At 64.7% G+C, this 26,967-nt stretch carries 24 protein-coding genes; 14 read left to right on the forward strand and 10 right to left on the reverse strand.

The window, feature by feature from the left end; genetic code table 11:
* Window positions 1-111: 111 nt before the first annotated feature.
* Both HXX15_RS04970 and HXX15_RS04975 read right to left on the reverse strand, forming a co-directional pair.
* The gene (locus HXX15_RS04970) at window positions 112-1,206 is read right to left on the reverse strand and encodes a quinone-dependent dihydroorotate dehydrogenase (RefSeq protein WP_296513266.1); all 1,095 of its coding nucleotides are present in this window, start codon (window positions 1,204-1,206) and stop codon (window positions 112-114) included.
* The gene (locus tag HXX15_RS04975) at window positions 1,203-1,547 is read right to left on the reverse strand and encodes a DUF952 domain-containing protein (protein ID WP_296513269.1); all 345 of its coding nucleotides are present in this window, start codon (window positions 1,545-1,547) and stop codon (window positions 1,203-1,205) included. Before HXX15_RS04975 ends, HXX15_RS04970 begins: the two co-directional genes overlap by 4 nt.
* A gap of 257 nt (window positions 1,548-1,804) precedes the next feature.
* Here HXX15_RS04975 and HXX15_RS04980 point away from each other — a divergent pair, with 257 nt between their 5' ends.
* Together HXX15_RS04980 and HXX15_RS04985 are read left to right on the forward strand one after the other, a co-directional pair.
* Window positions 1,805-2,431, forward strand: a complete 627-nt coding sequence (locus tag HXX15_RS04980; protein ID WP_296513271.1) for a helix-turn-helix transcriptional regulator — start codon at window positions 1,805-1,807, stop codon at window positions 2,429-2,431.
* Between the two features lie 113 nt (window positions 2,432-2,544).
* The gene (locus HXX15_RS04985; RefSeq protein WP_296513273.1) at window positions 2,545-3,303 is read left to right on the forward strand and encodes a carbonic anhydrase; all 759 of its coding nucleotides are present in this window, start codon (window positions 2,545-2,547) and stop codon (window positions 3,301-3,303) included.
* Between the two features lie 88 nt (window positions 3,304-3,391).
* Here HXX15_RS04985 and HXX15_RS04990 read toward each other — a convergent pair whose 3' ends face one another.
* Window positions 3,392-4,267 (reverse strand): caspase family protein, encoded by an 876-nt coding sequence (locus tag HXX15_RS04990; RefSeq protein WP_296513276.1) that lies wholly within the window; start codon window positions 4,265-4,267, stop codon window positions 3,392-3,394.
* A 601-nt stretch (window positions 4,268-4,868) separates the two neighbouring features.
* Here HXX15_RS04990 and HXX15_RS04995 point away from each other — a divergent pair.
* From HXX15_RS04995 to HXX15_RS05005, 3 genes are all read left to right on the forward strand, one after another.
* Window positions 4,869-6,608: a hypothetical protein gene (locus tag HXX15_RS04995; protein ID WP_296513279.1), complete on the forward strand. Its 1,740-nt coding sequence runs from the start codon at window positions 4,869-4,871 to the stop codon at window positions 6,606-6,608.
* A gap of 139 nt (window positions 6,609-6,747) precedes the next feature.
* Window positions 6,748-7,473 carry a thermonuclease family protein gene (locus HXX15_RS05000; protein WP_296513282.1) on the forward strand — a complete coding sequence of 242 codons (726 nt, stop codon included), beginning with the start codon at window positions 6,748-6,750 and terminating at the stop codon, window positions 7,471-7,473.
* A gap of 112 nt (window positions 7,474-7,585) precedes the next feature.
* Complete coding sequence (locus HXX15_RS05005; protein ID WP_296513284.1) at window positions 7,586-8,773, forward strand: aminotransferase class V-fold PLP-dependent enzyme; 1,188 nt, start codon at window positions 7,586-7,588, stop codon at window positions 8,771-8,773.
* 158 nt (window positions 8,774-8,931) lie between these two features.
* On the opposite strand, the gene HXX15_RS05010 is transcribed toward HXX15_RS05005, so the two are convergent.
* Genes HXX15_RS05010 through HXX15_RS05025 form a run of 4 tightly spaced genes read right to left on the reverse strand, consistent with a single transcriptional unit; the run spans window position 8,932 to window position 13,643 of the window.
* A complete protein-coding gene (locus HXX15_RS05010; RefSeq protein WP_296513287.1) occupies window positions 8,932-10,068 on the reverse strand; it encodes an ABC transporter substrate-binding protein in 1,137 nt (378 codons plus the stop codon).
* Window positions 10,069-10,114: 46 nt separating this feature from the next.
* Complete coding sequence (locus tag HXX15_RS05015) at window positions 10,115-10,840, reverse strand: ABC transporter ATP-binding protein (RefSeq protein ID WP_296513290.1); 726 nt, start codon at window positions 10,838-10,840, stop codon at window positions 10,115-10,117.
* Window positions 10,837-12,609 (reverse strand): branched-chain amino acid ABC transporter ATP-binding protein/permease, encoded by a 1,773-nt coding sequence (locus HXX15_RS05020; protein WP_296513293.1) that lies wholly within the window; start codon window positions 12,607-12,609, stop codon window positions 10,837-10,839. The genes HXX15_RS05015 and HXX15_RS05020 overlap by 4 nt, the downstream gene beginning before the upstream one ends.
* Window positions 12,606-13,643 carry a branched-chain amino acid ABC transporter permease gene (locus HXX15_RS05025; protein ID WP_296513295.1) on the reverse strand — a complete coding sequence of 346 codons (1,038 nt, stop codon included), beginning with the start codon at window positions 13,641-13,643 and terminating at the stop codon, window positions 12,606-12,608. Before HXX15_RS05025 ends, HXX15_RS05020 begins: the two co-directional genes overlap by 4 nt.
* Before the next feature lie 417 nt (window positions 13,644-14,060).
* Between HXX15_RS05025 and HXX15_RS05030 the strand changes: the two genes are divergently transcribed.
* Window positions 14,061-15,020 carry an SUMF1/EgtB/PvdO family nonheme iron enzyme gene (locus HXX15_RS05030; protein ID WP_296513298.1) on the forward strand — a complete coding sequence of 320 codons (960 nt, stop codon included), beginning with the start codon at window positions 14,061-14,063 and terminating at the stop codon, window positions 15,018-15,020.
* Between the two features lie 178 nt (window positions 15,021-15,198).
* On the opposite strand, the gene htpX is transcribed toward HXX15_RS05030, so the two are convergent.
* On the reverse strand, window positions 15,199-16,137 hold the full coding sequence (gene htpX / locus HXX15_RS05035; RefSeq protein ID WP_296513300.1) for a zinc metalloprotease HtpX: 939 nt from the start codon (window positions 16,135-16,137) through the stop codon (window positions 15,199-15,201).
* Between the two features lie 183 nt (window positions 16,138-16,320).
* Between htpX and HXX15_RS05040 the strand changes: the two genes are divergently transcribed.
* The 3 genes from HXX15_RS05040 to HXX15_RS05050 all read left to right on the forward strand — a co-directional run bounded on the left by HXX15_RS05040 (window position 16,321) and on the right by HXX15_RS05050 (window position 20,450).
* Window positions 16,321-17,556 carry an LLM class flavin-dependent oxidoreductase gene (locus tag HXX15_RS05040; protein ID WP_296513302.1) on the forward strand — a complete coding sequence of 412 codons (1,236 nt, stop codon included), beginning with the start codon at window positions 16,321-16,323 and terminating at the stop codon, window positions 17,554-17,556.
* Window positions 17,557-17,706: 150 nt separating this feature from the next.
* Window positions 17,707-18,948: an adenylate/guanylate cyclase domain-containing protein gene (locus HXX15_RS05045; RefSeq protein WP_296513305.1), complete on the forward strand. Its 1,242-nt coding sequence runs from the start codon at window positions 17,707-17,709 to the stop codon at window positions 18,946-18,948.
* 122 nt (window positions 18,949-19,070) lie between these two features.
* Window positions 19,071-20,450: a cytochrome P450 gene (locus HXX15_RS05050; RefSeq protein ID WP_296513307.1), complete on the forward strand. Its 1,380-nt coding sequence runs from the start codon at window positions 19,071-19,073 to the stop codon at window positions 20,448-20,450.
* Between the two features lie 78 nt (window positions 20,451-20,528).
* Here HXX15_RS05050 and HXX15_RS05055 read toward each other — a convergent pair whose 3' ends face one another.
* Entirely contained in the window at window positions 20,529-21,371 is an 843-nt protein-coding gene (locus HXX15_RS05055) for an SDR family oxidoreductase (protein WP_296513309.1), read from the reverse strand.
* 180 nt (window positions 21,372-21,551) lie between these two features.
* Between HXX15_RS05055 and HXX15_RS05060 the strand changes: the two genes are divergently transcribed.
* The 4 genes from HXX15_RS05060 to HXX15_RS05075 all read left to right on the forward strand — a co-directional run bounded on the left by HXX15_RS05060 (window position 21,552) and on the right by HXX15_RS05075 (window position 25,718).
* Entirely contained in the window at window positions 21,552-23,399 is a 1,848-nt protein-coding gene (locus HXX15_RS05060; RefSeq protein WP_296513312.1) for an EAL domain-containing protein, read from the forward strand.
* A gap of 205 nt (window positions 23,400-23,604) precedes the next feature.
* The gene (locus tag HXX15_RS05065) at window positions 23,605-24,048 is read left to right on the forward strand and encodes a hypothetical protein (protein ID WP_296513314.1); all 444 of its coding nucleotides are present in this window, start codon (window positions 23,605-23,607) and stop codon (window positions 24,046-24,048) included.
* Window positions 24,049-24,105: 57 nt separating this feature from the next.
* Window positions 24,106-24,405, forward strand: coding sequence for a cytochrome c (locus HXX15_RS05070; protein WP_366558570.1), 300 nt, complete (start codon window positions 24,106-24,108; stop codon window positions 24,403-24,405).
* Between the two features lie 47 nt (window positions 24,406-24,452).
* Complete coding sequence (locus tag HXX15_RS05075) at window positions 24,453-25,718, forward strand: acyl-CoA dehydrogenase family protein (protein ID WP_296513316.1); 1,266 nt, start codon at window positions 24,453-24,455, stop codon at window positions 25,716-25,718.
* An 18-nt stretch (window positions 25,719-25,736) separates the two neighbouring features.
* On the opposite strand, the gene HXX15_RS05080 is transcribed toward HXX15_RS05075, so the two are convergent.
* A complete protein-coding gene (locus HXX15_RS05080) occupies window positions 25,737-25,931 on the reverse strand; it encodes a hypothetical protein (protein ID WP_296513318.1) in 195 nt (64 codons plus the stop codon).
* 565 nt (window positions 25,932-26,496) lie between these two features.
* Between HXX15_RS05080 and HXX15_RS05085 the strand changes: the two genes are divergently transcribed.
* On the forward strand, window positions 26,497-26,955 hold the full coding sequence (locus HXX15_RS05085; RefSeq protein ID WP_296513322.1) for a hypothetical protein: 459 nt from the start codon (window positions 26,497-26,499) through the stop codon (window positions 26,953-26,955).
* Window positions 26,956-26,967: the final 12 nt, after the last annotated feature.

Consider the following 26,967-nt stretch of genomic DNA (forward strand, 5'->3'; position numbering starts at 1 on the left):
GGGGCGCGAGGCCACAGGCCGAGCGAACCTGGAATCTCGCGACACGGTGATAACTGCAAGATTCCGGGTTCGCACGCAGCTATCGCTGCGCGCGCCCCGGAATGACGAACCTCAGATCGGCCAGTCTTCGGCGGTGATGGTGGGCGCATCGGCGCCGACGATTTCGGACAGCGCATCGCGGCCGGTGCGCAGCAGCGTCGAGGCGAGGTCGGTCTTGATGCTCTCCACCAGGCCGAGCCCCTTGTAGATCAGCGCCGAATAGAGCTGGATCAGGCTGGCGCCGGCGCGGATCTTGGTGAGCGCCGCCCCGCCGGAGTCGATGCCACCGACTCCGATCAGTGGAAACGCGCCCTCGGCGCGGACATAGGTCTCCGCCACCATCCGGGTCGAGAGCCGGAACAGCGGCCGGCCGCTCAATCCGCCCTGCTCCTTCGAGCGGACCCGATCGCGCAAGGTCGGCGGCCGCGCCAGCGTGGTATTGGCCACGATCATGCCGTCAACGCGCCGCGAGCGGGCGACGTGGACCACGTCGTCGAGTTCGTTCAGGGTCAGATCCGGCGCGATCTTCAGCAGCACCGGCGTATCGCCAGCGTTCTGCCGCACCCTCTCGCGGGCCTCGATCACCTTGGCCAAGAGATCGTCCAGCGCCGCTGCCTGCTGCAGATTGCGCAGGCCGGGCGTGTTCGGCGACGACACGTTGACGGTGAAGTAGCTCGCCACCGGCGCGAAAGTCTCGATCAGCTTGACGTAGTCGGCGACGCGATCGTCGCTGTCCTTGTTGGCGCCGACATTGACGCCGACGATGCCGCCGAGATGCGCGCGCGCCGCCAGCCGCCGCAGCACCGCGTCGGCGCCGTCATTGTTGAAGCCCATGCGGTTGACGATGCCCTCGTCGCGTTCCAGCCGGAACAGCCGCGGTCGCGGGTTGCCGGTTTGCGGGCGCGGCGTCACCGTGCCGATTTCGACGAAGCCGAAGCCCAGCCGCAGCAGCGCGTCCGGCGCCTCGGCATTCTTGTCGAAGCCGGCCGCGATCCCGACCGGATTGGGAAAATTCAGGCCGAAGGCGCGCACCGCCAGTTTCGGGTCGTCCGGCAGCGGCCGCACCTGCGGCAGCAGGCGCAAGCCCTGGATCGCCAGCCGGTGGGCGTCCTCCGGGTCGAACCAGCGCAGCAGCGGCAAGGAGAACGCATCGAAGGCGCGGATCATTGCGCGAGCTCCGGGACGTCGTGGCTGCCGTCGGCACGCGCGCGCAGCTCGAGGATCGCGGTGACCGCGCCGAGATCGAGGTCGCCATACAGATGCGGAAACAATTCGTCGTCGCGCGACGGCTCCCAGCGCAACGCGTCGCCGAGCGCGTCGGCATCGACCGCGATCAGGAACAGCCCGGTCTTGCCGAAATAATGTTTCCGCGCAGTGCCCGGGACCTGTGCTGCGGTGGAGAAATGGATGAAGCCGTCGCGGGCATCGTCGGCGCTGCCGCGGAACACGCCTTGCCGTTCGGCTTCGCGCCAGGCCGAAGCGTCACAAATCTTGTAAATCGTGCGCAAGGGCCCGGAATCCTGCTGCGGCTGGTTGGTTGCACGACGCCTTGCCGCGCCGGCCGACGGTCGCCCGGCACCTTCGGTTGACTGCAATCTCCGGGCCGCGGTTGACCGTATCGACGGCCCCCGCTCACTTCAAGGGCAGCGTTTTTGTTGCTGCACAGGATTGCGGAGCGCCTCGCATTAAGGTAATAATTCCTAGTCTTGTCAAGCCGCTCTCACCCCGCCCCGGCTATCCCGGAGCTCAGGATGCAGTGACGCACATGCTGACTCACGATCAGATCTGGACGGCATTGGATCGCCTCGCGGAGCGGGCCGGCCTGTCGCCTTCGGGCCTCGCCAAGCGCTCCGGCCTCGATCCCACCACCTTCAACAAATCCAAACGCATCACCAATGACGGCCGCGAGCGCTGGCCCTCCACCGAATCGGTGGCCAAGGCGCTCGCCGCCACCAACACCGCGATCGATTCTTTCGTGCAGCTAATCGACAATCGCGCCCGCACCGTGCAGTCGGTACCGCTGCTCGGCTTCGCACAGGCGGGATCTGGCGGCTATTTCGACGATGGCGGATTTCCGGTCGGCAAGGGCTGGGACGAAGTCGGCCTGCCGTCGGTCAATGACGAGCACGCCTACGCGCTGGAGATCTCCGGCGACTCCATGAAACCCGCCTACCGTGACGGTGACGTCATCGTGGTCTCGCCTGGTACCCCGATCCGGCGCGGCGATCGCGTCGTGGTCAAGACCACGGACGGCGAGGTGATGGTCAAGGAGCTGAAACGCCGGACCACCAAGATCGTCGAACTGCAGTCGCTGAATCCCAGCCACCCCGACCGAACATTGTCGCCTGCCGAGGTCGAATGGATCGCCCGAATTGTGTGGGCTAGCCAATAGCAAATAGGCTTTGCGCCAGCCCCTAATTTTGCCAGTGTAGTTGCATCGGCGCAATTGGTACGGTCGTCGACATCAAATATCAGGTCCCCCCAGAACCGAGCTGAGGAGTAGTCATGAATCGCCGTCACGCATTGAAGGCCTTGGCGGGCCTTGCGCTTTGTCCGATCTGTGTGTCCACCGGTTTTGCCGCCGACGGTGCGCATCATTGGGGCTATGAGGGCGAGGCCGGGCCGGCCAAATGGGGCGATCTTGACGCCGCCAACCAGGTTTGTTCGATCGGCGCGCAGCAATCGCCCATCGACATCAGCGCAACAATAAGATCGGACCTTTTTCCGCTCGAAATCAGCTGGGCCGACAAGGCCGAAACCATCATCAACAATGGTCACACGATTCAGCTGAATTTCGCCGAAGGCAGCTCGCTGAAGCTTGGCACCGTCAAATTCGGCCTACTGCAGCTGCACTTCCACCGTCCGAGCGAGCATATGATCGACGGCAAGAATTTCCCGATGGAAGCGCATTTCGTGCATCGCTCGGCGTCCGGCGGACTCGGCGTTGTCGGCGTCTTGATGGAGGCCGGCAAGACCAACGCAGCATTCCACCAGATCGTATCGACCATGCCGGAGAACGAAGGCCCGGCGGTCAAGGCCGACCCTGCAATCAACCCCAACGCGCTGCTGCCCGAAAAGCTGAGCTACTATCGCTATGAAGGCTCGCTGACGACGCCGCCCTGCTCGGAAATCGTCGACTGGATGGTGCTGACCAATCCGATCGAGGTGGCGAAGGAGGACATCGCCGCGTTCGCGAGGCTTTATCAGATGAATGCGCGGCCGGCACAGAAGGACAACCGCCGCTTCGTGCTGCAGTCGAACTGAGGCGACGCGCGTCGCGTAGTCTCCGCTGCGGCAACAGACCTGAATAGTCGCGGACCGAACCGGTCCGCGGATCAGATCGGCAGCGGGATTAGCCGCCGGCCTTCGGAACCGCTGAGGCGACCGGCGCGCCGAGCGCCACATCGTCGACCAGCGACGACGATACCGCCGGCACCTGACGGCCGTCGGACGCCTGCGACACGGCGCTTCGGGTCTTGGTGAATGCGGCTTCCGCACTGACCGCCGGCGACTCGATCGACTTGAGCAGTTCGGTGACCAGTAGGCTGTTCTGCCCCTCGGCGTCGTCCGCGACCTTGCCGGGGGTGGCGGAGGACAGGACCAGCGCGTTGTCCGGCGGGTTGATCGGCGCCAGTCCGTGGGAGAACGAGCGGAAGCGGCGCTCGTAGGGATTGCGTCGCGACGCATCGATGATCGCCAGTTTGACCTGGGCGCCGCGCTCTTTCATCGCACCCAGAACCGACTCGACGCTGAGCCCGTTGCGCCGCACGTCGCGTTCCTTCCAGATATTTGCGTCGACCGGAATCATATAGCTCTCGCGGCCGGACTGGATCCCGAATCCGCCGAAGAACAGCATCACAACGGAATCCGGCTTGATGCGGGCCTTCAGTCGATCCACGGCGCGCACCATGTCGTCCCGGGTGGCGTCCTCGACGACATCGACGTCAAAACCTTCCGCGCGCAACGCACCAGTCATCGACCGCGCATCATTGATCGGCTGGCTGAGCGGCTCGCCGGCATCGGGGTAGTGGCCATTTCCGATCACCAACGCCAGCCGGGATGCCTTGTGCTCGGTGCCATAAATCGCGGCGGCCTCGGTCGCCTTGGCTGCATCGAGCGCGCGCTTATTCAGCGCGGCGTGCGCTCCGAGCGCCAGCGATACCAATCCGACCAACGCTGCGGCGGTGGTGACCGAACGGCGAGAAAAGCCAAGCTGCCGCATGTTCATTTTCAGTCATTCCTTGGGACGCGAGCGTATATCGCGCCAAAGCCGGTTCGGTTTTCAGGGTTCGGGAACCCAATGCGGGGCAATTGCGCTCTATTTGCGGCATCGCACCATAAAAAAGAATTACCTTGCCGCCAGCGACTGGGCAAGCCCGGCGCCGTTATTTGCCAAAAACTGCCCTGCAGGCGGAGCCTAGACTGGCCTTTTGCTTGCGAACACAGGCGGAAATGCCATGAATGCTGGGATTCCGCTGCCGCACGGCCAGAATAGTTTGCTTGGGAAAGCCAGCGCCGACCTCCGGCACATGCATAGCTGCCCGCTGCGACAACCATAGCGAGTTCAATCAACACAACACAATCGATGCTGCTTCGGAAAAGGTCTGCTGGCGGATCGTGACGCTCTCCGTTGGGCCGCTCGTCGCCGTTGCGGCGATCTGATGTTGGCGGCGATGCTGGTCCCGGCTGCGTGCGATGGCCGTGACCTGCCGCACATTTGTATTCCTGCGCGGCTCGTGCGATTTCTCGATAGCTTGCGGGCCGGAAGACGGCGCAGCTTGGTGCTGCGTTGCTGAGGACGTGCGACCGGCCGGCACGGAAAGAGTGCCATGAATGTTCGACATATGGCCGGCGCCGCGTATCGGGCGCTGACCACCAAGAAGGAAGGTCCATCGCTGTACGATCTGTGCGACCCGGTCTTTCTGGGCCGCAAGGGCGGCGATGCGCACATCGCGAAATTCTACAAGACCGCTCTCGGCAATCCGGCGCTGCGCCCGTTGCTGCGGCGAGCCGGGCTGCCTGAATTGCGCGATGCCGTCCGCTTCCGCGCGCTGCGCGACGCGCTGACCCGCGCCCGCGACGAGCAGGCCCCGGACTGGACCGAGATCGGCAAGCCTGTCGCGGACCTGCTCGATACAATTCAGCTGCAGCATCCCCGTCCGAAGCGGATCACGACCCCGGCGCGGATGCCGAGGCCGGCCGACATCGACAGCGCGATCCGCGCCTGCGGCGACCATCTGTTACGATCCTACGACCGCAACGGCTTCGTTCCGACCTACGCCGCGTTCAATCTGATCGGCGATCCCGACCTGCGCGGCCGCGAATTCGTGGCGGCGCTGACCGGGCTCAATTCGCGCGGCTACAAGAATTCGACGCTGCTGTTCAACCTGGCGCGGGTGTTCATCGCACGCTCACCCGCCGGCGAGCTGATCAACCCGCCATGGATCGGAATCGCCGAACCGATGTGGGAGCCGATGCAGATCCGGCATCGCTCGGCCTATTATGATGCGTTCTTTGTCGAGGCGCTACTGAGCTTCATCGACACCGGGCTGGGGTCGCCCGATGACGTCGCTGCGTCACGCAAGATGATCGCCGACATGATCGATTTCTGCCTGAAGATCAGCCGCGAGGAGGTGCGCGCGCCGGACGGCAGCCCCTTCAGCGTCGTCACCGCGCTGGCGCCGCCGCCGCATCCGCGCTTCAGCCGTTTCTTCGCGCGGATCAAGCAGGATCTCGGCTTCGGCATCTACGTACCGGATTGCGACACCACCGCCTGTTCGATTTCCGCCGCGACCCAGGTCGGGTCGACCGACCCGATGCTGGATCAGCCGCTGATCGACTTCTATGCCGGCTATCAGGTCCGTGGCGGTGCCAATGAGCCGCTGGTGACGGTGCCGCTCAACGACCACATCGACTATGATGGCGCCATCGCCACCTGGATCGACAACCTTGCCGGCGAGCGGCCGTTCGGCAACGATCTAGATCCGACCCTCAATCTCGACGTGCTCGAAGTCAGCTTCCGCAATTGCGCGCGGTGGCAGATCATCGAGACTCCGAAGCGTCTGGATACCGTGCGGCGGATCGTCGGCTTTCATCGGCGACTGGTGTCGAGCGGCGCGTTTACCGATCCGAAATCGCACGTCTACTACCTGCCGGAACTGTATTGCGCCTATTTCGGCCGCTGCTATGCGGCGTTCCGCGCGCTGCCGGAGCATGCGCAACGGGCGATCGACCCCGAGGGAACCTTCGAGATCGTTCGCGGCAAGGTGCTGGACTATGTCCAGGACGAATTAGTGACCGCCGAAATGAACCCGTTCGACGCCGCCCTGGCGCTGATCGCCCTGGGCCATCTCGGCGCCGAGCAGGCGCACTTCGTCCCCGCGCTGCATTGTATCCTCAATGCGCTCGGCGAAGGCGGCCGGCATGGCCCGTTCAAGGCCTACGAGTGGAACAAGATGAAGACGCCGACCCGGATCCTGGTCGGCGGTCCCGAGGTGACCTCGGCATTCGTGCTGATGGGCCTGGCGCTGGCGCGCAAGATGATGATGCAGCGTCCCGCTGGTGCATGAATCGGCCGGACTCGCGCGAAGTTGAAGCCCGGCGCAAAGCCGGCGCTGGTGCCAAGGTCAAATTGACACCACAATCGGCAGACCTGCTGCGCAGCGCAAGCCCGCGAATGAACCGTCGGTTTGCTGAAATGGTCCATGCATGTTGAAGAACCTTGTTTTCGCGCTCGCGGTCCTGCTGCTGCCCGCCATGGCAAACGCCGCCGACGTCTCCGGCATTCCCAAGATCCACGACGGCGATCAGGTTCTGATCGGCCGCACCCGAATCCGGATGGCCGGCATCGATGCGCCGGGGCTGGATCAACTTTGCCTCGATCCGAAGGGCGAGCGCTGGACCTGCGGCGTGGCCGCGCGCGATGAATTGGCGCGCCATGTCGGAAACAAGAGCTGGAACTGTCACCTGCTGCGGATCGACCGGTTCGGCCGCTCGGTCGCCAAATGCGAAGTCGACGGCGAAGACGTCCAGCAATGGATGGTGAAGAGCGGCTGGGCGCTGGCCTATGTGCAGTTTTCACACGCCTATGACGAGGACCAGAAGGCCGCGCGCGCCGCCAAGCTGGGGATGTGGCAGGGCGCCTTCATCGCTCCGTGGGACTGGCGCGTCCGCAACAAGAAGACCGCGATTCTCGGCACCGCCAAGGTCCCGGCCAGCGCCATTGCGATCCTGCTGGCATCGGCGTCGGGCCCGGTCGCGCCCTCGCCCGAATGCACCATCAAGGGCAACGTCAACCGCTCCGGTGTCTGCATCTACCACAAGCCGACCAGCCGCTGGTATGCGAAGATCAAGATGACGATCAGCAAGGGCACCCGATGGTTCTGTTCGGTGCAGGAGGCCGAGGAGGCTGGCTGCCGCGAAACCAGACGTTAGATCCGGCCGGGACGCGGCGGACGGCGGCGAAAATCGCGCGCCGCGACTTGAATTGCAGCGCCGCAGGCTGCATCCATCGCCGACAGCAATCGCAAGCCAAGGAATCACATCAATGGTCGTTCGCGCCGGACGGGAATTTCTCGCGATTCCCGGGCCCACCACAATGCCCGACGAGGTGCTGCAGGCGATGCATCGCCCGGCGCTCGACATCTACTCCGACGCCATGGTCGAGCTGTCCGACAGCCTGCATCGCGATCTCAGCAAGCTGTTCGCGACCAAGGGCCGGTCCTATATCTACATCGCCAACGGCCATGGCGCCTGGGAGGCCGTGCTCAGCAACGTGCTGTCGCGCGGCGACAAGGTGCTGGTGCTGGAGAGTGGCCGCTTCGCGATGGGTTGGGGCAGCGCCGCCGCCGCGATGGGCGCCGAGGTCGAGATCCTGCAGGGCAGCTACCGGCGCGCGGTGCGGCCGGCCGAAGTCGAAGCCCGGCTTCGTCTCGACAAGGACCACAGCATCAAGGCGATCCTCGTGGTGCAGGTCGACACCGCGTCAGGCGTGCTCAACGACATCGCGGCAATCGGCCGGGCAATCAAGGCCGCCGGCCATCCGGCGCTGTTCATGGTCGACGCGGTGGCGTCGCTCGGCTGCATGCCATTCGAGATGGATGCCTGGGGCATCGACGTCGCAATGTCGGGCTCGCAGAAAGGCCTGATGTCGCCGCCCGGCCTCGGCTTTGTCGCGGTCGGCGATCGCGCGCGCGAGGTACACCGCAGCGCTGGCCTGCGCACGCCGTATTGGGACTGGACCCAGCGCGAAGGGCCGGAGCACTACCAGAAATATGCCGGCACCGCGCCGGTGCACCTGCTGTTCGCGCTGCGCCAGGCGCTCAACATGCTGTTCGCCGAGGGGCTCGACAATGTGTTCCTGCGCCATCGCCTGCTTGCCGCGGCGGTGCGCCGCGCGGTCGCGGTCTGGGCCGAGGGCCAGGTGCTGAGCTTCAACATCGAGGACCCGGCCGAGCGCGCCGACACCGTCACCACGGTACTGGTCGCCAACGGCACCGATCCGGTGGCGTTACAGCGTTACTGCAAGGAGAAATGCGGCGTGGTACTGGGCGTCGGCATCGGCGACCTGTCCGGCCAGGCGTTCCGGATCGCCCATATGGGCCACGTCAACGCGCCGATGATGCTGGGCACGCTCGGCGTCATCGAGATGGGACTCACTGCGCTGCGGATCCCGCACGGCGCCGGCGGCACCGCGGCAGCGATCCAATATCTCGGCGACAACGTACCGGCGTAAGCCGTTCCGACTTGCGGAACAGTACCCTCATGGTGAGGAGCGCGCCGCTATGCGGCGCGCGTCTCGAACCATGAGGCCGAGCGTCGCCCAAACCTCATCCTTCGAGACGCCGCGCAAGAGCGCGGCTCCTCAGGATGAGGTCCAGCGCAGCCGCAGCCTTACTTCACCAGACGGAACGCGCCGTTCTCGATCTTGATCAGGAACGCCGAACGCTCGTCATAGCCGTTGTGGTTGTCGGGGGTCATGTTCGACAGGCCGTCGTTGAGCGCGAGATCCTTCGACTTCTCGATCTGATCGCGGATCGCGGCACGGAATTCCGGCGTGCCGGGCTTGGCGAGTTTGAGCGCCTCGGGAATCGCATTCTCGACCAGCGTCATCGAGTCCCACAGATGGACGCCGAAGATGGTCGGCGCCGCGCCGCCATTGGCGGCCTTGTAGGCGTCGACGAAGCGCGCCTTGACCTTGCGGAACGGGCTGTCGGCCGGCATGTCCTCGGCGCCGCTGAAGGCCTCGCCGGTGAAGATCGCGCCGTCGACGTCCTTACCGCCGAGCTTGATGAATTCCTCGGTGGCGACGCCGTGGGTCTGGAAGATCGGCCCCTTGTAGCCGCGCTCGCGCAGCGCCTTCTGCGGCAGCACCGCCGGCGTGCCGGCGGCGGCGATGAACACCGCGTCGGGCTTGCTGGCGATGATCTTCAGCACCTGGCCGGTGACGCTGGCATCGCTGCGCGCATAGACCTCGTGGGTGGTCAGCGTCAGGCCGAGTTTTGGCGCCTCCGCGGCGAGCACCTTGTAGTAGCCCTCGCCATAGGCATCGGAGAAGCCGATATAGCCGATCGTCTTGGCGCCGGTCTTGGCGATGTATTTGGCGATCGCGTTGGCCATGATGTCGTCGTTCGGCACCACCTTGTAGACCCACTTGCGCTTGTCATCCATCGGCGCGACCAGGACGGCGGCGGCAGCCATCGTCATCAGCGGCGTCTTGGATTCGGCGGCGATATCGATCAGCGGCAGGCTGACCGGGGTCAGCGAGGAGCCGATCATCACGTCGACCTTTTCTTCGGAAATCAGCTTGCGGGCGTTCTGCGCCGCCTTGGTCGGGTCGGATTCGTCGTCGAGCGCGAAGTAAGTGATCTTCTGGCCGCCGATTTCCTTCGGCAATGCCGCGACGGTTTTCGATTGCGGTTGCCCCAGCGCCGCGCCCGGCCCGGACGCGCTCATGGTGATTCCCACCTTGATCTGCGCCTGCGCGCTGCCGACGCTCACCGCCGTCGCCACGGTCGCCAACACGATCATCCAACTGTTCCTGCGTAGCATGACGTCCTCCATTGCTGCTTTTGATTCAGTACTCATTTCCGCCCAGGCCGAGATAGCTTTCGACCAGTCTCGGATCCTGGGCGATGTCTGTCGGGGAGCCCTGCTTGGTAATGGCACCGAGCTCCATGACATAGGCATAGTCGGCGACCTCGAGCGCCGCCCGCGCGTTCTGCTCGACCAACAGGATCGATACCCCAGTCTGGCGCAGATCAGTGAGGATGTGGAATACGTCGCGCACGATCCGCGGCGCCAGCCCGAGGCTCGGCTCGTCCAGCATCAGCAGCGTCGGCCGCGCCATCAGCGCGCGCCCCATCGCCAGCATCTGGCGTTCGCCGCCCGACAGGGTGCCGGCCAACTGTTCGCGCCGCTCCTTCAGCCGCGGCAGTCGCGCATAGATCTGCTCGATGGTCTGGCTGCGTTCGGCGCGGGTCCGGCGAAACCCGCCGAGCAGCAGATTGTCCTCGACCGGCATGTCGGCGAACAATTCGCGCCGTTCCGGCACCAGGCAAAGCCCGGCCTTGACCCGCGACTCCAGCGCCACCGAACTGACATCGGCGCCGCGGAATTCGATCCGGCCCCGCGCCTTCAGCAGGCCCATGATGGCGTTCAGCAGCGTGGTCTTGCCGGCGCCGTTGGCGCCGATCACGGTGACCAGCGCGCCCTGCGTCACCGCGATCGAGACGTCGTGCACCACCTCGGCGCGGCCATAGGCGACGCTGAGACCGCGGACATCGAGCAGCGGCGCGGTCATGACACGCCCCCGAGATAGGCTTCCAGCACCACCGGGTCCTGGCGGATCAGGGCCGGCGCGCCCTCGGCGATCTTGGTGCCGAAATCCAGCACCACCAGCCGGTCGGCGAGACTCATGACGAAATCCATGTCGTGCTCGACCAGCAGCACACTGACGCCCTCGGCGCGGACCTCGCGCAGCAGCCGTGCCAGCGCCTTCTTCTCGCCGACCCGCAGCCCGGCGGCGGGTTCGTCGAGCAGCAGCAGCACCGGATTGAGGCACAGCGCGCGCGCCACCTCGACCAGCCGCAACTGCCCGAGCGCCAACGTACCCGCGGGCTCGAACGCCACCTCGGCAAGACCGACACGGTCGAGCTGTCGCATCGCACTGGCGAACAGCAGCGCCTCCTCGGCGCGATCGAGCCGGAAGATCGACCGCAGCACACCGGCATGCCCACGCAGATTGGCGCCGAGTGCGACATTCTCGATCACGCTCATGTCGGCGACGATCTCGACATGCTGGAAGGTGCGAGCGAGGCCGAGCGCCGCGGCGCGCTGCGGGGTCTGCGCCTGTAATGGATGGCCCTCGAATTCGATCCGGCCCGAGGTCAGCGGCAGCACCCCGGTGATCAGGTTGAAGGTGGTACTCTTGCCGGCGCCGTTCGGACCGATCAGCCCGATGATCCGGCCGCATTCGACCTCGAACGAGACGGCGTTGACGGCGACAAGCCCGCCGAACGACTTCTGCGCCTGCTCGGCCTGCAACAGCGGCGTTCCCGGCGCGGGCAATTCGCGCTCGGGCAAATGCTGTCCGGCGCGCGGTTGCGGCAATTTCGGCGCCGACGGCGGCCCGAACAGGATCGGCCACAACCCGTTCGGCGAGGTCTGCAGGATCAGCACCAGCACCGCGCCGAACGCGATGATCTCGTAGTTCCCGGTATGGCCGAGCAGCCACGGCAGCAGATCCTGCAACTGATCGCGCAGGAAGGTGATGCCGGCGGCGCCGAGGATCGCGCCGTAAACTCGTCCGGCGCCGCCCAGCACCGCCATCAGCAGATATTCGGTGCCGGCGGTGATGCCGAACGGACCCGGCGACACCGAGCGCTGGAAATGCGCATAGAGCCAGCCGGCCAGCCCCGCCAGCATTGCCGCATAGACGAACACCATCAGCTTGGCGCCGGCGGTGTTGACGCCGAACGCCTCCGCCGCGCGCGTGCTGCGCCGCAACGCCCGGATCGCGCGCCCGACCCGGCCGCCGAGCAGATTCTGCGTTGCGACTACGGCGAGGACCACCGCGATCCACACCACGACGAAATAGTCGCGCGGATGGATCAGCGCGTGGCTGCCGAGCCGCAACGGCGGAATCCCCGACATGCCGTCATGGGCGCCGAGCCAACTGATGTTGCCGAACAGGTAGAAGAACGCGATGCCCCAGGCGATGGTGCCGAGCGGCAGATAGTGGCCGCTCAATCGCACGGTGACGGCGCCGATCAGTGCCGCGGCGATCATCGTCACCACGACCGCGAGCGGCAGGGTCAGCCACGGCGACAGTCCGTACTGCACCGTCAGCACCGCGGTGGTATAGGCGCCGAAGCCGACGAACGCGGCCTGTCCGAACGAGGTCATACCGCCGACGCCGGTCAGCAGCACCAGGCCGATCGCCACCAGGCTGGAGATGCCGATATAGTTGAAAAGCGTGATCCAGTAATCCGGTATCAGCCCGGTAAACGGCAGGATCAGGATCGCGACCGCGCACGCGGCCTGAATCAGGGAGGAGCGCGGCAGCTTCATTCCGCTTCCTCGGCATGCGGCGCATAGACCGAGCGCCATGCGAGCACCGGAATGATCAAGGTGAACACCAGGACTTCCTTGAAATTGCTGGCCCAGAACGAAAACAGCGCTTCCGCGAAGCCGACGCCGAGCGCCGCCAGCACGGTCAGCGGATAACTCACCAGCCCGCCGAGGATCGCGGCGACGAACGCCTTCAGGCCGATCAGGAAGCCGCTATCGTAGGCCACCGTCATCAGCGGGCCGACCAGCACGCCGGAAACTGCGCCGAGCAGCGCCGCCAGCGCGAAAGCGATCTGGCCGGCCGCGCCGGTCGGAATCCCGACCAGCCGCGCGCCGATCCGGTTCGACGAACAGGCCCGCAGCGCCTTGCCGAGCAGCGTGCGTCCGAAGAAGATCGCGAACAGCACCAGCAGCAACCCTGTCACCGCCACCACCGCGACGCTCTGTCCGGTCACCACCAGGTCGCCCAGCGCGAAGGATTGCGACGACAGCGGCGCGGTACCTGTGCCCTCCGGTCCAAAGAACACCAGCCCCAGACCCATCAGCGAAAAATGCACGCCGAACGATGCCATCAGCAGCACCAACACGCTGGAATGGGCGATCGGCGCGAAGGCGATCCGATAGATCATCGGCCCCATCGGGGTGATCAGCGTGATCGCGAGCAGGATATTGGCGACCTGGCCCAGTTTCATCGGCGCCAGCGCGCGGGTCAGCAACAGCAGCGCGACCGGCAGCGCCAGGTCGAACAGCGCGATTCTTACAAGGCGCCGCACCGTCAGATCGCGAAAGTGGCGCACCAGTTCGGAAATAGCGGCAAGCCCGCCCAGCGCCAGCAGCAACCAAGCGGTCGGCGGTGCGTTGCCGTTCTCGAGCGCGGCGACGGTCAGCGCGGTGAACGCCACGAACTCACCCTGCGGCACCAGGATGACCCGCGTGACTCCGAACACCAGCACCAGCGCGATGGCGACGAGGGCATAGACCGCGCCATTGATAACGCCGTCCTGCAGCAGAAACAGGAAAATTGTGCCGTCCACGCATGCTCCCCGGATCGCGCGAGGCTCTTGATCGGCCCTGCTGCGCTTGCGGCGGTAAAATTAACCAACCGCTCGATTAATTCAAGGGATTCCTTTTCCGGCGCAGGCCGAACCGGATTAGTCGGCGTGCATGCGTCGGCGCGCGATCCCGGACGCGCGGCACCGCAGCATTAACCCAGCGACGGTTGCGGCGACATCCCTACGATGGGACCAACGCGGCGCGGGGCATCCCGCGCAGAGAGCCGGTGCTGGCGACAATCGATAGCGCCATCATCTGATCGGCACACGGGCCACCCGGGGCCAGGATTGCAGGCTCGGATGCCTGGATTCGGATGCGGCGCTTTCGGCCTCATGATTGAACGCAGTTCTCTTGACGCGCGACTGACAGACAGCTCCACCGGATCTCAAGGATCGAGCATGTCTCCGCTTTTCAAATGCCTGACCGCGGCGGCGACCGCAACGCTGATGCTGTCCATCGCCGGGGACGCTTCGGCGAAGTCGAAGCGCGCGCAGCCGATTCCGTCCCAGGAAACCGTTAAAGGGCCAGCCACCGTTCCGCAGCAGATCTTTGCGACCAAGGGCGTCCAGCCGCTAACGCCCGAACAGGAGCAGACCTTGAAGCCAAGGGATAGCTTCAAGGAATGCGAGACCTGCCCGGAGATGGTGGTGGTCCCAGCCGGCAGCTTCACGATGGGGACGCCGGCCGACGAGCCCTATCGCCTCAAGGGCGAAGACCCGCAGCATCGCGTCACCATCGCGCGGCCGTTCGCGGTCGGTCGCTTCACCATCAGCTTCGACGATTGGGATGCCTGTCTCGCTGACGGCGGTTGCGGCGGCGAGAAGGGCAATGAACGCGAATTCGGCCGCGGCCGGATGCCTGCGCACGGCATCAATTTCGAGGCCACGAAAGCTTATCTCGCATGGCTGTCACGCAAGGTCGGGCGCACCTACCGGCTGCCGAGCGAATCCGAGCGCGAATACTTCACCCGCGCCGGCACCACGACGCCATTCTGGTTCGGCAAGACCATCTCGGCGCAGAACGCCAATTACGACGCCACCAACAATTATCCCGGCGGCCCCTATGGCGTCGCCAGCAAGGCACCGAAGCCGGTCGATTCTTATCTGCCGAATAAATTCGGCCTCTACCAAGTCAATGGCAATGCCGAGGAATGGACCGAGGACTGCTACAACAAGCGCTACAATGAGGACACGCCCACCGACGGCTCACCTTGGCTGGAGGGCGACTGCAGCAGGCGCATGGTGCGCGGCGGTGGCTGGTTCGGCGCAGCCCTCACCCAACGCTCCGGCTATCGCAACGACATGAACGTGCTCTCCGGCGCTAGCTTCCGCGTGGTGCGAACGTTAAACGTGCCGTAGGGTGGGCTCGCCGCCAGCGCCGGCGAGCCGCGGCGATAGCAGAACAATATGAAGGTCCCGGCTCGACAGCCACATCAGGACCGGGACCTTCGCGTTCTTTTCTGGAATGCGCCGGAATGACTATCCGGATTTCGTTAAAACTTGATGGATTGTTCCGGTCGCGACGCCGGCGGCGGCCTCAGCCCCACGGGCCGCGCGCCGCACCGCTGCCGCGCGCCGGACGGCTCCACGGGCCGCGCGGCATTCCGGCCGGAGGCGACGGCGCCCGCGGCCCCAGCTCGCCCGCCAGCTGCTGCAACGCCGCGATCCGGTTTTCCGTCGACGGGTGGGTCGCGAACAGATTGTCCATGCCCTGCCCCGACAGCGGGTTGATGATGAACATGTGCGCGGTGGCGGGCGTGCGTTCGGCCTCGTAGTTCGGCACCTGATGCGCGGCGTTGTCGATCTTGGCCAGCGCCGAGGCGAGCCAGCGCGGCTGGCCGCAGATCCGCGCGCCCATCTCATCGGCGGCGTATTCGCGGGTGCGGCTGATCGCCATCTGCACCAGCGCGGCGCCGAGCGGCGCCAGGATCATCAGCGCCAGCGAGCCGATCAGGCCCGGGCCGTTATTGTTGTCGCGGTTGCCGCCGAAGAACATGCCGAACTGCGCCAGCATCGATACCGCGCCGGCGATCGTCGCGGTCACGGTCATCAGCAGCGTGTCATGATTCTTCACATGGGCGAGCTCGTGCGCGATCACGCCGGCGAGTTCCTCGCGACTGAGCGATTGCATCAGGCCGGTGGTGACCGCCACCGCGGCGTTTTCCGGATTGCGGCCGGTGGCGAACGCATTCGGCTGCGGATTGTCCATGATGAACACCCGCGGCATCGGCAGTTGCGCCCGACCGGCGAGCTCGGCAACCAGCCTGACCAGATCCGGCGCGCTACGCACATCGACCTCGTGGGCGCCGTACATCGACAGCACCATGCGGTCGGAATTCCAGTAAGTGAACAGGTTCATGGCGGCGGCGACCACCAGCGCGATGGTGGCGCCCGACGCGCCGCCGATCAGATAGCCGACGCCCATGAACAGGGCGGTCATGCCGGCCAGCAGCATCGCAGTCTTGAAGTAGCTCATTGTCCTCTCCTGCCCGCGCGAAATTGGCGCGCGGTGCACCCTTCAAGATGGGGATCGCATCGGTGGCCGCGCAAGATGTTGCTCTGCGACAGCGCGCCGCGGGCGCCCTGCCGGGCGGATTGAAACCCGCGCGCGGCTGGCCTAACAAGGTGCGCATAAACAACAACAAAATGAGGAAGCCCCATGAGCAAGCCCTCGTCGCGCCTGAAATTCGGCGCCTTTCTCGCCCCGCATCATCCGATCGGCGAGCACCCGATGCTGCAATTCCGCCGCGATCTCGACTTCGTCGAACAGCTCGACGCGCTCGGCTATGACGAGTTCTGGTGCGGCGAGCATCATTCCTCGGGCTGGGAAACCATCGCCTCGCCGGAAATGTTCCTTGCCGCGGCCGGCGAACGCACCAAACGTATCAAGCTCGGCACCGGCGTGGTGTCGCTGCCCTACCATCACCCGTTCAACGTCGCGCAGCGCATGGTGCAGCTCGACCACATGACCGGCGGCCGCGCCATCTTCGGCTCAGGCCCCGGCGCGCTGGCGTCCGACGCCTATACGCTGGGGATTGATCCGATGACCCAGCGCGATCGCCAGGACGAGGCGATCGGGGTGATCCGCCGGTTGTTCAATGGCGAGCGCGTCACCGCCAAGACCGACTGGTTCACCATGAACGACGCCGCGCTGCAGATCCTGCCGCTGCAGGAGGAGATGCCGTTCGTGGTGGCGTCGCAGATTTCGCCCTCCGGCATGACGCTGGCCGGCAAATACGGCATCGGCATCATTTCGCTGGGCTCGATGTCGACCCAGGGGTTGATGGCGCTGCCGACGCAATGGGGGTTCGCCGAGGACGCCGCGAAAAAATACGGCACCACGGTCAGCCGCGCCAATTGGCGGGTGCTGCTGAGCTGGCACATCGCAGAGAGCCGCGAACAAGCGCGGCGCGAGGCCGGCCCCGGGCTGATGCGCTGGCACAATGAATATAATGTCGGCACGCTGCAGCGGCCGGGCCTGACCCCGTTCACCTCGCCGGAAGACGCGGTGGAGAAGACCGCGGGCGGCGAAGGCGCCGCCTCCACCATCGGCACTCCCGACGATCTGGTGAAGACCATCCGCAGCCTGATCGACGTCTCCGGCGGCGTCGGCACCATCATCGGCTTCGTCCACGACTGGGCCAATCCGGAGAACACCCGACGGAGCTGGGACATGGTGGCGCGCTACGTGGTGCCGGAAATCAACGGCTATCTGGACGGGCTGCGCAAATCGCAAAAATACGTGATCGAGAACCGCGAGGTCTTTGAGCGCGCCGGGCAAGCGGTGATGGCCAAGATCATGCAGAACGACAAGGCCGCCGCGGCGCTGCCGCTCACCGGCCCTGGCCGCGTGGCGATCCCGCTGATCAATGCGCCGGATCTGCAGAAGCGGTGAACCCGCGGGCGAGCCCCTGACTTTAACGGAGGTGGCGCCTATATCGAGGTGAGCGACGATCAATCGCTTGACGGCTTGTGGGTTTCAATCCGGTTCGAATGCGTGAACAGCAGCGCTCCGCCTTCCATTCTGCGCAACTATCCTGATGGCGTGACGGTCATCAAGCGCTCGGCGCGGGGCGCAGCCTGCGCGCCCGCCGAGGCGAGCTATGCCGATATCGAGCACTGGCTGCTTCATGACGCCGGCAGCGAACCCGAATTGCTGCTGACCTACGAGGCGTTTCTCTGGCGCATGGTGGCGGCGGGATTGCCTCTCGACCGCGCCAGCCTGCACATCGGCACGCTGCATCCGCAATTGCTCGGCTTCGCCTGGAACTGGCGCCGCTCCGATTGGCTCTGCGACGAAGTCAAGGTTAGGCATTTCACCGCCGGCACCGATGCCTACAAGCTCAATCCGCTGTCGCGAATCTTCGAGAGCGGTGAACCGCTGCGGCGTCATCCGCAACGGCCGGACGCCCAGGCGGAGTTTCCGATCATGCGGGAGCTGGCCGCGAACGGCTACACCGAGTATCTGGCCCTGCCGCTCGGCGGCGACCGCTTTCGTCACGCCGTGACCTTTGCGACCATCGATCCGGACGGCTTTGCCGACGACGACGTCGAGCAGATCAAGCGCCTGCTGCGGCTGTTCATGCTGCATGTGGAGCGGCACATCGCGGTGCGGATCGCCACCAACACGCTGAACGCCTATCTGGGGCCGGTGGCGGCCGGCAAGGTGCTGAGCGGCGAGATCGGCCGCGGCGCCGGCCAATCGATCCGGGCGATGATCTGGGTGTCGGACCTGCGCGGCTTCACCGACCTGTCGGGCCGGCTGTCCGGCGCCGACATGATCGCGCTGCTCAACGCCTATTTCGAGACCTTCGCCGGCGCGGTGCTCGCCAATGGCGGTGAGGTGCTGAAATTCATGGGCGACGGGCTGCTCGCGGTGTTTCCGCTCGGCGACGGCGACGGTGCCCGGGCGGCGGCCCGCGCCGCGCTCGCCGCCGCCGAACAGGCGATCGCCGGACTCGACCAACTCAACCGCGCCGCGCCGCCGCCGCTCGACCGCATCGACGGCTGGCGGCCGTTGCGCGCCGGGATCGCGCTGCACGAGGGCGAAGTTTTTTTCGGCAATATCGGCGCCCCCGAACGGCTCGATTTCACGGTGATCGGCCCGGCCGTCAACGAGGCCAGCCGGGTGGAGGCGCTGCAGAAAATCATCGGCCGCGACATCCTGATCACCGCGGCGGCGGCGCGGCATCTCGACACACCGCTTGATCATGTCGGCGACCATGCGCTGCGCGGCGTCGCCGAGCCGATGGCGATCTACAGCCCCGGACCAACCGCCGGGCGCTGAGCCCGGTGAGCAATCCAGCCTTGCCAAAAATCCCCGAACGCGACAACCTCGCAACAAAGCCGGCGTCGGGCGGGATTTCCGCCTGAAACAAGCCGGCAAGTCAGGAACGCCAAGGAGCTCCCATGTCGATTCAGATCGCGGACTCGTCGCTCGCATCCCACATGGCGCCGCCGAAGCGCAGCGCGCTGGCCCATATTCCGGGCGACGAGGGCTGGCCGATCATCGGCCGCACCCTTGAGGTGCTGGCCGATCCCAAAGGCCAGGTCGAGAAGATGGCCGCGACCTACGGCCCGGTCTATCGCAGCCGGGTGCTGGGCGAGACCAGCATCACCCTGCTCGGCCCCGAGGCCAACGAGCTGGTGCTGTTCGACAATACCAAGCTGTTTTCCTCGACCCATGGCTGGGGCACGATTCTCGGCCTGCTGTTTCCGCGCGGGCTGATGATGCTCGACTTCGAGGAGCACCGGCTGCACCGGCGGGCGCTGTCGGTGGCGTTCAAGGCCGGGCCGATGCACTCCTATCTCGCCGAACTCGACGCCGGCATCGCCAAGCGGGTGGCGCAGTGGAAAGCCCAGCCCGGCGAGATGCTGGCCTATCCGGCGATGAAGCAGCTGACGCTCGATCTCGCCGCCACCTCCTTCCTCGGCACCGCGATCGGCGCCGAGACCGACGATATCACCCGCGCCTTCGTCGACATGGTGGCGGCCTCGGTGGCGCCGATCCGCAAGCCGTGGCCGGGCACCGCGATGGCGCGGGGCGTCCGCGGCCGCAAGCGCATCGTGGCGTATTTTTCGGAGCAGATCCCGATCCGCCGCGCCAATGGCGGCGACGATCTGTTCTCGCAACTGTGCCGCGCCACCCATGAGGACGGCGCGCTGCTGTCGACCCAGGACATCGTCGACCATATGAGCTTCCTGATGATGGCGGCGCATGACACCCTGACCTCGTCGCTGACCTCGTTCGTCGCCGCACTGGCCGCCAATCCGGAGTGGCAGCAGCGACTGCGCGACGAGATCGCCGCGCTCGGGATCGGTCCCAACGAGCCGCTGTCGTTCGAGCAGCTCGAAGCGATGCCGCTGACCGAGATGGCGTTCAAGGAAGCGATGCGGCTACGGCCGCCGGTGCCGTCGATCCCGCGCCGCGCCACGCGGGATTTCAGCTTCAAGGGGTTTGCGATCCCGGCCGGCACCATGGTGGCGATCAATCCGCTGTTCAGCCATCACATGCCGGAGGTGTGGCCCGATCCGGACAGCTTCGATCCGCTGCGCTTCACCGACGAAGCGCAGCGCGGCCGCCACCGCTTCGCCTGGGTGCCGTTCGGCGGCGGCGCCCATATGTGCATCGGGCTGCATTTCGCCTACATGCAGGCGAAATGCTTCGCACGACATCTGTTGCAAAATCTCGAAGTCAGCTTCGAACCCGGCTACAATTCCGACTGGCAGATGTGGCCAATCCCGAAGCCGAAGGACGGGTTGAAGGTAACGCTGAGGCCGTTGCGGTAGCCTTCTTCACGTCTCCCTATGGGAGAGGTTAAGCGGGCCACCTTTTATGGATGCGGTCGATATCAACGACGGCGTCTCTCATCCCTCGCCGTGATCGAATGCCTGCTTCAGCGCCGCGAGGCCCTGCTGCTGGGCGGTCCAGTTGCGCCCGCCGGTGATCCCGCCATCGACCACCAGGTCATTGCCGTTGATGAAGCTGGAATCGTCGCTGGCGAGAAACACCGCAGCGTGGGCGATGTCGTCGGGCAGGCCGGCGCGCTGGATCGGCTGCGCGGTCTTGTAGATCTCCCGCATCGTCGCCGAGGTTTTCTCGGCCGCTTCGACCGACAGGCCGAGCGCCTTGCCGAAAATCCCTGTGGCGATCGCGCCCGGCGAAATACTGTTGACCCGGATGCCGGATTCGCCGAGCTCCATCGCGACGCATTTGGTGAGGTGAATCACCGCGGCCTTGGCAGCGCCGTACACCAGCGACGAGGAGAAGCCCGCGAGCCTGCCGGCGATGCTGCCGTTGTTGATGATGCTGCCGGAGCCCTGCTTCTTCATATGGGGCGCGGCATGTTTCATGCCCAGCATCACGCTGCGGAGCAAAGTCGCCATCGCGGCGTCGAAACGGTCGACCTCGAGGCCCTCGATGCCGCCGGTCTGCGCCGGGCCGCCGGCATTGTTGAACAGGCAATCGATCCGGCCGAACGATTCGACCGCCTGGCCGATCAACGCCCGCACCTGCTGTTCATCGGTAACGTCGGTCTGCCGGAACACGCAGGCCGCTCCGAGTCTTGCGGCAAGCGCCTCACCCTCCGGCGCGCGACGCCCGGCGATCACGACCTTGGCACCTTCAGCGACAAAGATCTCGGCCGTGCGCAGACCGATGCCGCTCGTCGCGCCGGTGATCACCGCGACCTTGCCGTTCAGCCGTCCCATGCCGTCCTCCCGTTTTGCTATGGCCGGCGCGCTGTGACCGCCCGCTAAGCCTATCCGTTGATACTCTGTTAATGACAATTCGCGCGACTGCAATTCAAATCGACTTGGATGGGTTCCGCACCGGTCTTTCGCGTCGCCACTTAACCAATATTACAACAGAGCTTGCGATGCTGCGCCGCCATGTCAAGCGCAGCAAAGTCCAATCTGTCGACCACCTTGGTGGATTCGATCCCCCTCGTCGCCGACCCGCGACCGGCTCCGCCGGAAATATCCAATGACGGGCGGGGCGACCGAAGCGAGCTGCACCTCCTCAAAGAAATTCTCCGGACGCTCCCCGCCGCCGTTACTGTTCAGGACGAGCAAGGTGATTTCCTTATCGTCAATGAAGCCGCCGCCGCGCAATACGATACCCGGCCCGCCGGCGTGCTCGCAGATTGCGCGAATCCCGCGTCGCCCAGCGACGCGCTGCAGCGTCGTCGCCAGGCAGGCATCGATCTGCTGCGCGATGGTCGGCCCGCGATACGCGAGGAGCGGATCGGCGATAGCGGCGCCGGACGGGTGTTGTTGTCCGCGCACCGGCCGATCCGCGTCGAGGACAGAACCCTGCTGCTGTCCAGTTCGCTCGACATCACCGATCAGAAAGCGGTCGAAAACGAACTGTTCCGTCGGGCCTATTTCGACGAACTGACCGGCCTGCCGAACCGCAGCGTGATCGAGCGACACGCCAATGCGCTGCTGCAGAACGAGGGAGGCTCCGCCCGCTTTGCGCTGGCGTTTCTCGATATCGACAACTTCAAGCACATCAACGACTACTACGGCCACGCGGTCGGCGATGCGCTGCTGGTCGGATTCGCGAAGCGGCTCGGAATGGATTTGCGCGAATCGGACATGCTGTCGCGCATCAGTGGAGACGAATTCCTGCTGCTGCTCAACCCGATCCAGAGCCGGGACGAAGTCTCGGAGTTCATCGAATTCCTGCTGCAACGGCTGAAGGCGCCGTTCTACATCGACGGCTCGGAACTGTTCGCCTCGGCGTCGATCGGCGTCAGTATATATCCCGAGCACGGCCGCAGCTACGATGCACTCCGCCAGAACGCCGATATCGCGATGTACCAGGTCAAGGGCGCGACCAAGGGCGCCGCCGTTATCTTCGACGTCGCGATGGAGCGAGAGGCGCTGGAACGCATGGCGGTCGAGCAATCGCTGCGCCAGGCGATTCTCGACAAGCGGTTCTGCTGCGCGTTTCAGCCGAAGGTCGATATCCGGACCAGGGAAATCAAGGGCATCGAAGCGCTGGTCCGGCTCCGCAATGACGATGGCGTGATCCAGGCGCCCGGCACGTTTGTCGATCTCGCCGTCGAACTCGGCCTGATCGACGAGCTCACCCATCTGGTTCTCGCGGAGATCATGAAATCGATCGACCTGATCAACGACACCTTCGGCGCCGGTGCCAGTATCAGCATCAACGTCGCCGCCAAGCAGGCCGGCAACCCCGAATTCATGCGCTCCTTCGCCGACGCGCTCGAGGCCACCGAATGTCCGGAGCGCTTCATCGTCGAGGTGACGGAAGACGCATTCGTCGCCAAGTCGCACTTCCAGAGCGAAATTCTGCCGCTGCTGCGCAAGATCGGCGTCGGCATTTCGATAGACGATTTCGGCATCGGTTATTCGTCGCTGTCGGCGCTGGCCGACATCACCGCCGACGAGATCAAGATCGACCGCTCCTTTATTACCGACATCCACAAGCGCCCGCGCAGCCAGGGCATTCTGAAAGCCATCGAGTCGCTCAGCGAAGCGCTCGGTATGACCGTGATCGCAGAGGGGATCGAATCATTCGAGGAGCTGGCCTATTTGCAGGCTGCCACCAAGATCCGCTACGCGCAGGGTTACTACTTCTCGAAACCGATCTTCCTTGAAGAACTGAAGCCGACGCTATGCCCTGTCAGCGACGTTCGCCCGAGCGCCGCCGGTCGCCAGCCCGAAGCGGCCCGCTCGATGTCCCCGCGACGCAGCGGATCGCGGTGCTAGCAAACGCTGACTGATTCGGCGGAGGCCAGGCTGCGTTTGGCGCAACGCTGCTGGTATCTTTTTAGACCCCTGCAAGGGCTTGACTACAAAACAGAATTCGTCGACACGCGACAATTTGCGGCCGCATTGGCTTGATCTATCGCAATGTGATTGCGGTCCCGATCGGCAATTGTCGCGTCAACTTCAGGTAACCGCGGAGGGCACGATGACGGCCCATACTCATTCCTATCCGTTAGTCGACAAGTTGATCGAAATGTTCGGCGACTGGCTCAAGCACCGGCGCGAGATCACCGAGATGTGCCAGTTTGATGCCGCCGAATTCGGTCGCATCGCTCATGATCTCGGTGTCACATCGTCCGACCTCGACGAATTGGTGCGACAGGGACCGCACAAAGTCGAGGAATTACCGCAGCTGCTGAAGGTTCTCGGCATCGACGAAGATGCGCTGGCGCGCGCCCAGCCGCTGGTGATGCGCGATTTGGAACGGGTTTGCGCCTTGTGCCGGCACAAGAGCGAATGCGATCACGATATCGCCGAGGGCAGCTTGGCCGAGCATTACGAAGCCTATTGCGGCAACAAAGTCACGCTCGACGCGCTGGAACGGGAAGCACATCGCGACCACCCCGCGTCGCCAGCTCCTCGCCATTGAAGGCATAAGATGTCGCACTGGTGGGTACGGCTTGTATCGACTGCGGTTCTGATCTTGGTGGTGCTGCTGTTGGTCCGACTTCACCGGGCTAGTGGTGTTATTGTGCCCGAGACCTCGAGGGGACAGCAACTCGCGGCGGCTTGGTGCCAGGAGTGCCATGCTATCGACGCCACGGCGACGCCATCCAGTAAGATCGGCGCGCCTGAGTTTCGGAAGATCGCCAATCTGCCTTCAACGACGGAGCTGGCGTTGAAGGTGTTCTTGCGCTCAAATCACACCAACATGCCCAATGTCGTCATTCAGCCGAGCGATGCCGATGAGATCGTCCAATATATCCTCGGGCTCAGGCGCAACTGAGCGGGTTCCCGTCGCCGATCGTCGGATCGGGACGGGAAAGCCCCGGCATGGACTTTGACCACAGCGCGAAGGTCCAGCGTTTGCGGGCGCAACTGGCCGACTTCATGCGCTTTTATGTTGAGCCCGCCAATGCGGACTGGCATCGCGACGCCGGCGCCGGTCGCTATCCGCTTCCTCTGATCGAACGGCTGAAATCGCGGGCATTTTCCGAGGAGCTGTGGAATCTGTTCCTCCCCGGGCTTGGCGACAACGATCCCGGCCAGCGCCTGAGCAATATCGAATATGCGCCGCTCGCGGAAATCATGGGCCGGATTCACTGGGCCCCGGAAGTGTTCAATTGCAGCGCGCCCGACACCGGCAACATGGAATTGCTGCATCTGTCCGCGACACCCGCGCAGCGCGCGCAATGGCTGGAGCCACTTCTGATCGGCGAGATCCGCTCGTGTTTCGCGATGAGCGAGCCCGACGCCGCCTCGTCCGACGCCCGCAATATCCGAACCACGATCACGCGCGATGGCGACGACTATGTGATCAATGGCCGCAAATGGTTCATCACCGGCGCGCTGCATCCGAATTGCCGTGTCGCGATCGTCATGGGGGTCACCAGCGAGCATCTCGAGCCCAACTCGCTGCAGCGGCACTCGATGATCCTGGTACCGATGGACACACCGGGCCTCAGCATTGCCCGCAACATCCCGATTATGCACTACCATTCGCCCGAAGGGCATTGCGAGATGATATTTCGCGATGTCCGGGTGCCGGCGTCGAATCTACTCGGCGAAGAGGGCAAGGGCTTCAAGCTGGCGCAGGATCGGCTCGGACCCGGCCGTGTCCATCATTGCATGCGGACGATCGGGCAATGCGAAGTCGCGCTCGAACTGATGTGCGAGCGCGCGCTGGAGCGCAAGGCATTCGGCAAGCATCTCGCCGACTTCGCCAATATTCAGGACTGGATCGCCGAGTCGCGACTCGAAATCGATCAGGCCCGGTTGCTGGTGATGCAGGCGGCGCACCGGATGGATCGCTACGGCAATGCAGCGGCGCGGGTCGATGTCTCGGCAATCAAGCTGGTGGCGGCACGGCTGCAGACCCGGATCGTCGACCGCGCCATGCAGGTGTTCGGTGCGATGGGACTGACGCCGGATACGCCGCTATCCTATCTGTGGACCTGGGGCCGTGCGATGCGGTTTCTCGACGGTCCGGACGAGGTCCACCTGCGCGTAGTGTCGCGGGCGGAGATCGCCAAGGCGAAGACCAATGCCGGCAGAAACGCCTCTCAGTTCGTTCCGCCGTCACTGCTAATGCCGGATTGATTAGCCATTTTTATTGGCTTATTGGCCCTTGGCCTGCTTCGGAATCACGGTCACGATCCAGCGCGGCGTCTCGCTGGATTTGTCTTCCTGGACGGAGCGGACCATGCCGGTGACCATGGATCCGCCGAGTTTGAGCGTTGCACTTCGTCCGCTGAATTGAGCGATACGAGAACGCCGCGCCTCCTTCAGGTCGGTGGTTTCGAGTCGTTGCATCATACGCTTGCTCCGGTCTGCGGCAAGTATTCCCGTACGCAGTTACTCGCTGATTAAATTGAGCCCTCGTACGAATACCAAGGCGATGTCAGCCTGTAGCTGTCGCGACCGCAGTCGTGGGCGACTAAATGCCTATCGATGCTTTGCGATTTCGCTGTCGCTGTCGCGATGACGACACCCGCCTGCGAGATCGCCTTGCATTTGCCGGGTCAACGGATGCGGTGCGCAGCAAGCGATCACTATCGCAGCCTGCGACCTGCGACCGATCCGGCGTCAGGAATTGTTGCGACAACTGGCCGCGGCCGGCCTCGGAAACACCGGCGCGTCAGTCATGACCTTTGCCAGACCGTCTGTGTCAGCGATTCCCCTGACTGTCGACAGCTTGTCTTTTGATGTAACTCAAAGATCACAAAATTGGATCGTGCTCGCTTCCGCTGCGTGGAAATCGCGGAGAGCCTGCGCTTCGCGCTGCAAATCTCTAGCCGTCCGATCAACGCCACCCATCGCCAAGCGAGGGTAGCAGAACCTGAAAAGGCCCCCACGACCGGGGTGAAAAGGTAAATCAATGCAATATTGGATCGCTGCTTTCGCAGTTGCAGTTGTGGTCGTCGTCGGATACGCCGCCGGCCCGCTGGGAGCCGTCATATCGGTGCTGGCATTCCTGATCGCGCTGTTTCTTCTATGGGCGCGCGAGCTCGGATTCGCCGGAGCCTGGACCAAGTTCGGTCTCAATCGTTTCTCTCCGCCGCTGTGGAAGCGGGAGAATTGGGAACAGTTCGAGGGAATCTTCGCCGATCGCGAGAAGGTGGTTAAAGCCGGCTCGATCGCGGCGTCGCTGATCGCACTCTCGATGATGTTGCCGCGGAACATGGTGGTGATCGCCTTCCTGGCGATTGCTGTCTGGGCCGTGGTCGAGATCTACCGGGCCAACGGTTCAGTCGCCAGGGCGGCGGGGAACAACAATCTGGACCAGTTCGCTTCGCGGCCCGGTTCGACCCGCACTGATAACCCCCGGATCAACTAGCACGCCGAGCCG

Source organism: Rhodopseudomonas sp., assembly GCF_013377015.1.
GTDB lineage: Bacteria > Pseudomonadota > Alphaproteobacteria > Rhizobiales > Xanthobacteraceae > JARJEH01.